This is a genomic window from Kineococcus vitellinus (assembly GCF_009906315.1).
Taxonomy (GTDB): Bacteria; Actinomycetota; Actinomycetes; order Actinomycetales; family Kineococcaceae; genus Kineococcus; species Kineococcus vitellinus.
In genome coordinates, this window is sequence record NZ_JAAALL010000199.1 from 1 (window position 1) to 8,245 (window position 8,245).

Sequence of the window (8,245 nt, forward strand, 5' to 3'; positions counted from 1 at the left end):
ACCGTGCTGCTCGTGCTCGCCGCGGCCGCCGCCACCCGCCGGCGGGCGCACCCGCGGGCCGGCGCCGCTGGGCCGCCGCCGCGCTCGTGCTGGTCCTGCTGGCCGTCCTGCTGCTGCGCTGCGCTCCCCGCTGGGGCGGCCCGTCCGGGCCGTGGCCGCCCGCGGACTGGCGCGTCGTCGGCTGCGACGTCGGCCAGGGCGACGCGCTCGTCCTGCGCTCGGGACCCGCCTCGGCGCTCCTCGTCGACGCGGGCCCCGACGCCGAGCTCGTCGACGGCTGCCTGGACCGGCTGGGGGTGCGGCGGCTGGACGCGGTCGTGCTGACCCACTTCCACGCCGACCACGTCGACGGCCTGCCCGGTGCGCTGCGCGGGCGCGCGGTGGGCGAGCTCCTCGTCTCCCCGCTCGCGGTCCGGCCGGCCGCCGACCGGGTCGCCGCGAGCGCCGCCGCGGCCGGGGCCCGCGTGCGGGAAGTGGCGGCGGGGGAGTCCGGGCGCGCGGGGCAGGTGTCCTGGACGGTGCTCGGCCCGCGCCCGGCCGTGGCCGGCACCCGCGAGCCGGACTCCTCGCAGGTCAACGACTCCAGCGTGGTCCTGCTGGCCGACGTCGCCGGGGTGCGGGTGCTGCTCCTCGGGGACCTGGAGCGCGAGGGGCAGCAGCGCCTGCTGGCCACGAGCGGCCGGTGGCCGGGCGGGCCGCTCGTCGACGTCGTCAAGGTCGCCCACCACGGCTCCGCCTCGCAGGAGGCGGCCCTGCACCGGCGGGTGCGCGCCCGGGTGGCCATCGTGCAGGTCGGCGCCGTCAACGACTACGGGCACCCGGCGCCGGCCGCGCTCGCGCTGCTGACCGGCGCGCGGGTGCTGCGCACCGACACCGGCGGCGACGTGGCCGTCGCGGGCACCCCGCAGCGGCTGCGCACCCTGGAGCGCGGCTCCGACCCGGCACAGGCCGAGCTGCGCGCCCGCTACTCCGCCGGGTGAGCGTCCCCGCTGCGCGGCAGCATGGACCCCGCGCACCCGCACGCATCCGCACGCCCGATCCACCGACCAGGCCCGCCGCCGGGCCGCCCGACTGGAGGTCACCCGGTGAACCCGGTCCCCGCCCGCCCGCCCGCCGAGCCCGCCGGCGGCGCGCCGCCGCCGGTGCTGCTGCGCCGCGTCCGCCGCGCGGGGCAGGTGCGCGACGTGCTGCTGGCAGGTGGCCGGGTGCGCGCGGTCGGGGCCGACCTGCGCGCCGGTGCACCCGGGCTGGACGCGGACGCGCCGGCGGGGGCGGAGGTCGTCGACGCCGACGGCGCCGTGCTGCTGCCCGGGCTCGTCGACAGCCACGTCCACCTCACCCAGTGGGCGGCGGCTCGCCGGCGCATCGACGTCCTGGCCGCCGGCTCGCCCTCCGAGGTCGCCGACGTCCTCGCCCGCGAGGCGCCCGCCGGTGACGACCTCGTCGTCGGCCACGGCTTCCGCGACGCGCTGTGGAGCGAACCCCCGCACGGCGACGTCCTCGAGGCCCGCTTCGGGCAGCGCCCCGTCCTGGTCGTCAGCGCCGACCTGCACGCGGCCTGGGTGAACCCCGCCGCCGCCCGCCGCTTCGGCGTGCCGCCCGAGCAGGCCCCCGACGGGCTGCTGCGGGAGGCGGCGGCGATGCAGCTGGCGGCCGCCGCGGCCGACGTGGGCGCCGACGTCGGCGACCGCTGGGTGGCCGAGGCCACGCGGGCGGCCGCCGCGCGCGGGGTCACCGGCGTCGTGGACCTGGAGTACGCGCCGCTGAGCACCTGGGCGCGGCGCGCGGCGGCGGGGCTGCACCCGGCGCTGCGGGTGTCCGCGGGCGTGTGGCCGGACTGGCTGGAGGAGGTCGTGGCGGCCGGCCTGCGCACCGGCGACCCGGTGCCCGGTGCCGGGGGGCGGGTCCGGGTCGGCCCGGTCAAGCTCGTCGTCGACGGCTCGCTGGGCACCCGCACCGCCTACTGCCGCCACGCCTACCCCGACGGCGGCCACGGGGTGCTGCGCCTGCCGCCCGGGCAGCTGGAGGCGGTGCTGCGCCGCGCGACCTCGCACGGGCTGGGAGCGGCCGTGCACGCCATCGGGGACGCGGCCGTGGCGGTCGCCCTCGACGGCTTCGCCGCCGTCGGCTGCACGGGCAGCGTCGAGCACGCCCAGCAGGTCGCCCCCGCCGACGTCGCCCGCTTCGCCGCCCTCGACGTGGTCGCCAGCATCCAGCCGCGGCACGTCGTCGACGACCGCGACGTCCTGGAGGTGCACTGGGCGGACGGGGCCGGGGACGCCTACCCCTACGCCTCGCTGCACGCCGCGGGCGCGCGGCTGCGGCTGGGCTCGGACGCCCCCGTGGCGGCGCTGGACCCGTGGGACGCGATCGCCAGCGCCGTGCACCGCAGCGTCGACGGGCGGCCCGCCTGGCACCCGCAGCAGCAGCTGCCGCTGGAGGTGGCGCTGCCGGCCGCGTGCGCCGGGCGCACCGGCGTGCGCGTCGGCGACGACGCCGACGTCGTGCTCGTGGCGGACGAGCCCGCCGCCGTCCTCGCCCGCGGCGGCGCGGACGCGCTGCGGCGCACCGAGGTGCTGGCCACGCTCGTCGGCGGGGAGTTCACCGCCCGCTCGGGGCTGTGAGGCGCGCCGGCGCCGGGGACCCCGCGGCCCCCGGCGCCGGGGACCGCGGGGTCGAGGACCGGGCGGTCGGTCAGCTCCGCAGCGGCCCGTACGTCATGACGGGCTCGGCCAGCTCCAGGTCCGCGGTCGCCTGGATGAGCTCGAGCAGCTCCGGGTCCAGACCGGGGGCGAACTCCTCGTAGCGCTCCTCGGCGATGGTCAGCGGCGCCCCCTCGGGCGCCTGCTCGCTCGCGTCGAGCTCGGTGCCGTCCTTGGACGGCGACATCCCGCGGTAGACCTTCGCCGCCTCCGAGGCGCCGGTGAGGTCGAAGGTGTACTGCTTGGACTGCCAGCCGAGGTCCACCATCTGCTTGACCTCGGGGAAGCGCTCCGCGCTGGTCTTCGGGATCGGCAGCAGCTTCTTCCAGTCCACCCCGAGGGTCTCCAGCGCCTTGGCGTAACCGTTCTCGTGGGCCTGGTCGCGCACGATGAGGTAGCTGACGGTGGAGCGCAGCGTCTTGTTGGCCGACATCTCGTAGATGCGGCACTTCTGCAGCCGCCCGGTGGACTCGAGCATGAGGTTGTACAGCAGGTCCAGCACGAGGTTCCCGGAGTTGTAGACGTAGCTGCCGCTCCACGGGTTGCCCGCGGAGTCCACCGGCAGCGCTCCCTGCGCACCCACGAGGTAGTGGTGGATGTTGGAGTCGGTGAGGGCGTTCGCCAGCGGTGTCGCCCCTCCCGCGCCGGGGGTGTCCAGGGGGTCGGTCTGCTTGCCCTGGTAGCGGGGGGAGCCGTCGAGCAGCCGGGCGATCGTCGTGCCGATGAGCTCGACGTGGCTGATCTCCTCGGTGCCGATGCCCTGCAGCAGGTCCTTGTAGGGCTTGGCCGCCGCGCCGCGGAAGTTCATCGACTGGAACAGGTACTGCATCATCGTGCGCATCTCGCCGAACTGGCCGCCCAGCCCCTCCTGGAGGGCGTTGGCCGCCGCCGGGTCCGGCTCGTCCTCGGCGATCTCGTGGATCAGCTTCTGCACGTGCAGGTACACGGGCGCATCCCTCCGTGGTCGGTGGCGCGCCGGCGGCAGGACCGCGGGCTGCGGTCCCGCGGCGCGCCGCGGCCAGTCGACCCCCTGCGGGAGCGGCGCGCACCTCGGGGCGGCGGCCGCGGGGCGGCTGGCCGGGGCGTGTCGCCCCCGCGTGGCACGCTGGCCCCGTGCCCGCCAAGACCGCCCGCTCCAGCGCCAAGACCCCCGCCAAGGCCCCCGCGAAGGGGGCGGCCAAGGCGGCGGCCGGCGCGCGGACGGTCTCCGCGCACGACCTGGAGCCGGCGCCGGTCGTGCTGCTCGCGGGGTCCGAGGACCACCTGGCCGACCGGGCGTCCACCGCGCTGCTGACCCGCATGCGCGAGCTCGACCCCGCCTTCGAGCGCACCGACGTCGCCGCGGCCGGCTACCAGAAGGGCCAGCTGGCCACGTGGACGTCCCCGTCGTTGTTCGACGAGCGCTCCCTCGTCGTCGTCGACGGCGTCGACGCGGCCACCGAGGCCTTCGTCGAGGACGTCCTGGAGTACCTGCCGGCACCGCTGGGGTCGGTGGTGCTCGTGCTGCGCCACCGGGGCGGGCCGCGGGCCAAGAAGGTCCTCGACGCCGCCCGCGCGGCCCCCGGCGCCGTGGAGGTGTCCTGCCAGCCGCTCAAGCGCGACCAGGACAAGGTCGACTTCGTCCTCTCCGACGTGCGCCGCGCCCGCCGCCGCATCGACGTCGAGGCCGCCCGCGCGCTCGTGGCCGCCCTGGGCAGCGACCTGGGGGAGCTGGCCGCCGCGGTGGACCAGCTGGTCGGCGACACCGACGGCACCATCGGCGAGGCCGACGTGCACCGCTACCACGGGGGCCGGCGCGAGGCGACGGGCTTCGAGGTCGCCGACGCCGCCGTGGAGGGCCGCACCGGCCAGGCGCTGGTCCTCGTGCGGCACGCCTTCGCCACCGGGGTGCCGCCGGTGCTCGTCGTCGCGGCGCTCGCCTCCCGGCTGCGGCAGCTGGCCAAGGTGGCGGCCGCCGGTCGCAGCCGCTCGGCGGACGTGGCGCGCGAGCTGGGGATGGCCCCCTGGCTGGTCGACCGGGCCCGCCGGGAGCTGCAGCACCTGGACCCCGAGCCGCTGGCGGAGGCGATCCTCGCCGTCGCCGCCGCCGACCACGCCGTCAAGGGCGGTGGGCAGGACGCCCAGCACGCCCTGGAGCGCGCCGTCCGCGTCATCGCCGAGGCCCGCGACCGCTAGCGGGTCGCCGGGGACGACGGGGGCCGGGGACGACGAAGGCCGGCGCCCCGGGTGGGGAGCCGGCCCTCGACGGGTCGTGCGGTGCGCTCAGGCCTTGGCAGCGGCCTTCGCGATGGCCGACTTGCGGTTGGCGGCCTGGTTCTTGTGGATGACGCCCTTGCTCACGGCCTTGTCGAGCTTCTTGCTCGCGTGGGCCAGCGCGGCCTGGGCCTTCTCGGTGTCGCCGGCCGCGAGGGCCTCGCGGAACGAGCGGACCGCGGTGCGCAGCTCCGACTTGACGGCCTTGTTGCGCAGGCGCGCCTTCTCGTTGGTGAGGATGCGCTTCTTCTGCGACTTGATGTTCGCCACGTGCTCCGTCTTCCTGTCGATCGTCGATCGGTGTCAGAGGGCGGTCGCTCCACCGGGGACTCCGGCGTGGGGACACCGGGAGGGACGGCGGGAGACCGTGACCTCCGCACAGAGCGAAGGCGTCGTCAAGACTAGCAGCGCGCGGAGGGCGTCCTCGACACCAGCGGGCGTCCCGGGATGCGGGTGCCCGGCGCGCGTGGTGCGCTCTGCGTCGTCGATCGACGACGTGGGAGGACGAGATGGGACTGCTGGACCGGCTGCTGGGACGACGCGGCAGGGGCGAGCGCTCGCAGCGCCACCGCGACGCGGGGTACGACGAGGGGTACTCCGTCGACCACCGCCCGCCGGCGCCGCCGCGGCGCCCGGACCCGGCCGGTGCGCCCCGCGACGCCGACGAGGCCGCCGTCGCCCGCTACCGCTACATGCTGCGCACGGCCCCGCCCGAGCAGGTCGAGGAGGCGCACGCCGAGGCGTTCGCCAAGCTGACCCCCGAGCAGCGCCGCCAGGTGCTGCAGCAGCTGTCGGCGGTCGTGCCCGCCTCCGAGCAGCGCGGTGACGACGCGCGCTCACTGGCCCGCACCGCCACCCGCGCGGAGATGCGCCAGCCCGGCACCCTCGTCCAGGTCTTCAACAGCGGCCCCGGCTACGGCCCGGGCGGCGGTTACGGCGGCGGCTACGGGCGCGGCTTCGGCGGCGGCTTCGGCGGCGGCGGCTTCGGCGGCGGCGGCTTCGGCATGGGCGGCATGGGGATGGGCGGCATGGGGCTCGGCAGCACGCTGCTGACCAGCGTCGCCGGCGCCTTCGTCGGCACGGCCATCGCCGACGCGCTCATCCCCGACGACTTCGGCAACGACCACTGGGGCGACGACCAGGCCTACGAGGCCGGTGACCAGGGCTCCGACGCCGGCGGCGACGCGGGCGACGCGGGCGACGCCGGCGACGCGGGTGCCGACCCGGGCGTGGACACCCAGGACGTGGGCTACGACGGCGGCGGCTACGACGCGGGCGGCTTCGACGACGGCGGCGGCGGGTTCGACGGCGGCTTCGACGGCGGGTTCGACGGCGGGTTCGACGGCGGGTTCGACGGCGGTGACCTCGACGTCTGAGCGGGCGCGCCGGTGACCGCCCGCCACTCCACCTCCGAGGGCCCGCTGTGGCGGGAGGCGCCGCTGCGCAGCGCGGCCGTCGTGATCGCCGTCGCCGCGCTCATGGGGGCGCTGTTCGCCTTCCTCTACCTCGACGCCCTCGGCCGGCCGACGGCCCGGGCGCTGGCCGTCGGGGTCGTCGGCCCCGGCGCGCAGGCGAACGCGTACCTGCGCGCGCTGGACGAGGCCACCTCCCACGGCCTCGTCGTCACCGAGTTCGCCTCCGTCGCCGAGGCCGAGCGCGCCGTGGCGCTGCAGGAGCAGTACGCCGTCGTGCAGGTCCAGGCCGGCGGCTCGGTCGTGCTGGAGACCTCCAGCGCCTCCGGCAGCTCGGTGGCGCGCGTGCTGGCGCAGGCCTCGGCGCTGGCGCAGGAGCGCACCGGCACCCGGCTGAGCACCCGCGACCTGCACCCGCTGCCGGCCGCCGACCCCTCGGGGCTGTCCGCGTTCTACGTGACGATCGCCGCGACGGTCGTCGGCTTCGTCGGGGCCTTCCAGCTGCGGGTCAACGCCAAACCGCTCTCGCTGACGGCGTGGCTGGTGTGCACGGCCGCGCTGGCGGTGCTGGGCGGGCTGGCGATCGTGACGGCCACCGTCGTCCTGCTGGACCTGCCGCTGCCGTTCCTGGAGACCTGGTGGGCCCTCGGTCTGCAGATGGTGACGGCGACCTCCTTCGCGGCCACGATGAGCGTCCTCATCGGCCGCTGGGCGCTGCTGCCGACGTGGGCGCTGTTCATCCTGCTGGGCAACACCTCCTCCGGCGGGGCGGTCTCGCCCGCGCTGCTGCCGCAGCCCTTCGGCTTCCTGCACCACTGGCTGCCCTCGGGGGCCACGGTGTCGGCGCTGCGCGCGGCGGCGTACTTCCCCGACACCGAGCGGTGGGGGCCGCGGCTGGTGCTGCTCGGCTGGGCGGTGCTCACGGTGGCGGCGCTGGTGCTGGTGTGCCGCCGCAGGCGGACGAGCCCGGCCGCCTAGGCGCCGCCGGCCGCGCTGCTGCCGGTGGTGCGCCGGCGCCGGCGCACCACCAGCAGCGGCGCGGCGACCAGGGCCGCCGGGAGCGCGAACGGCAGCACGGCGCCGAGGGCGAGCGCCACGACCCGGGCGGACTCGCCCAGGGCGCGCCAGCCGGCGGCCAGGCCCCCGCGGAACCCCGGCGCCGCGGCGCTGCGCGCGGGGAGCGCGCCGGCGGTGAGCGAGACCTCGACGGTGGCCAGCGCCACCTGGTCGGCGAGGACCCGCTGGCGGGCCTGCAGCGCCTCCAGGTCCGCCTGCCGGCGGGCGATCTCCCCCTCGAGGGCGAGGACGTCCGGGATCGTCGTGGCCTGCGGCAGCCGCTCGCGGAAGGTCGCCAGGACCGCCTGCGCGGACACCACGCGGCTGCCGACGTCGGCGACCTCGGCGGTCACGTCGGCGGACGCCGTGCTGCGCTCCAGCTGGGTGCCCAGCGCCGCGACGGCGTCGAGGACCTCCGCGGAGCGCGCGGCGGGCACCCGCAGCGTCAGGTGAGCGTCCCCGCCGCCCCGCGCGGTGCTGCCGTCCACGCTGCCGTCCGCGCTGCCGCCGTCACCCTCCTCGGGAGGACCCGCGGGGGGAGCGGCGGCGGAGCCGGTCCGGCTGGCCGTGACGAGGCCGCCGGCCTCGACGGTCAGCCGCTGCACGGCCGCACTGGCCGCGGCGAGGTCGTCGACCCGCACGGTGAGGTCGGCGGTGGAGACGACCGCGCGCTGCTGGGCGGCGGGGTCGACGGCGCCGCCGGTGCCCGGCTCGGTCGCCGCGGTGGCCGCGGCGGCACCGGCCGCCCCCGGCGCGGCCTGCTCGCCGGCGCTCGCGGCGTCCGGCGCCCCGGCGGACCCGGCGCCCGAGCCGGCGGAGGAG

Annotated in this window: 8 protein-coding genes; 5 read left to right on the top strand and 3 right to left on the bottom strand. The window is 77.8% G+C overall.

Going from position 1 to position 8,245, the window contains the following annotated elements:
* Together GTQ99_RS16035 and GTQ99_RS16040 are read left to right on the top strand one after the other, a co-directional pair.
* On the top strand, positions 1-980 hold a 980-nt coding region (locus GTQ99_RS16035), incomplete at its 5' end, for a ComEC/Rec2 family competence protein (RefSeq protein ID WP_166616737.1).
* Between the two features lie 105 nt (positions 981-1,085).
* Positions 1,086-2,624, top strand: coding sequence for an amidohydrolase family protein (locus GTQ99_RS16040; protein WP_205707610.1), 1,539 nt, complete (start codon positions 1,086-1,088; stop codon positions 2,622-2,624).
* Positions 2,625-2,694: 70 nt separating this feature from the next.
* Here the strand turns inward: GTQ99_RS16040 and GTQ99_RS16045 are convergent, their stop codons facing one another.
* Positions 2,695-3,648: a manganese catalase family protein gene (locus GTQ99_RS16045; RefSeq protein ID WP_166616739.1), complete on the bottom strand. Its 954-nt coding sequence runs from the start codon at positions 3,646-3,648 to the stop codon at positions 2,695-2,697.
* 167 nt (positions 3,649-3,815) lie between these two features.
* Between GTQ99_RS16045 and holA the strand changes: the two genes are divergently transcribed.
* On the top strand, positions 3,816-4,877 hold the full coding sequence (holA, locus tag GTQ99_RS16050) for a DNA polymerase III subunit delta (RefSeq protein ID WP_166616740.1): 1,062 nt from the start codon (positions 3,816-3,818) through the stop codon (positions 4,875-4,877).
* Positions 4,878-4,964: 87 nt separating this feature from the next.
* Here the strand turns inward: holA and rpsT are convergent, their stop codons facing one another.
* The gene (rpsT, locus tag GTQ99_RS16055; protein WP_166616741.1) at positions 4,965-5,225 is read right to left on the bottom strand and encodes a 30S ribosomal protein S20; all 261 of its coding nucleotides are present in this window, start codon (positions 5,223-5,225) and stop codon (positions 4,965-4,967) included.
* Between the two features lie 239 nt (positions 5,226-5,464).
* Between rpsT and GTQ99_RS26175 the strand changes: the two genes are divergently transcribed.
* Together GTQ99_RS26175 and GTQ99_RS16065 are read left to right on the top strand one after the other, a co-directional pair.
* A complete protein-coding gene (locus GTQ99_RS26175; protein ID WP_166616742.1) occupies positions 5,465-6,331 on the top strand; it encodes a hypothetical protein in 867 nt (288 codons plus the stop codon).
* 12 nt (positions 6,332-6,343) lie between these two features.
* A complete protein-coding gene (locus GTQ99_RS16065) occupies positions 6,344-7,345 on the top strand; it encodes an ABC-2 transporter permease (RefSeq protein WP_166616743.1) in 1,002 nt (333 codons plus the stop codon).
* On the opposite strand, the gene GTQ99_RS16070 is transcribed toward GTQ99_RS16065, so the two are convergent.
* Positions 7,342-8,245: DUF4349 domain-containing protein (locus GTQ99_RS16070; RefSeq protein WP_166616744.1), on the bottom strand; the 904-nt coding region annotated here is incomplete at its 5' end. The two genes, GTQ99_RS16065 and GTQ99_RS16070, sit on opposite strands and share 4 nt — an antisense overlap.

Excerpts from the sequence above, each read along its gene's own strand:
- GTQ99_RS26175 (WP_166616742.1), top strand. The coding sequence starts at position 5,465 with ATGGGACTGCTGGACCGGCTGCTGGGACGACGCGGCAGGGGCGAGCGC.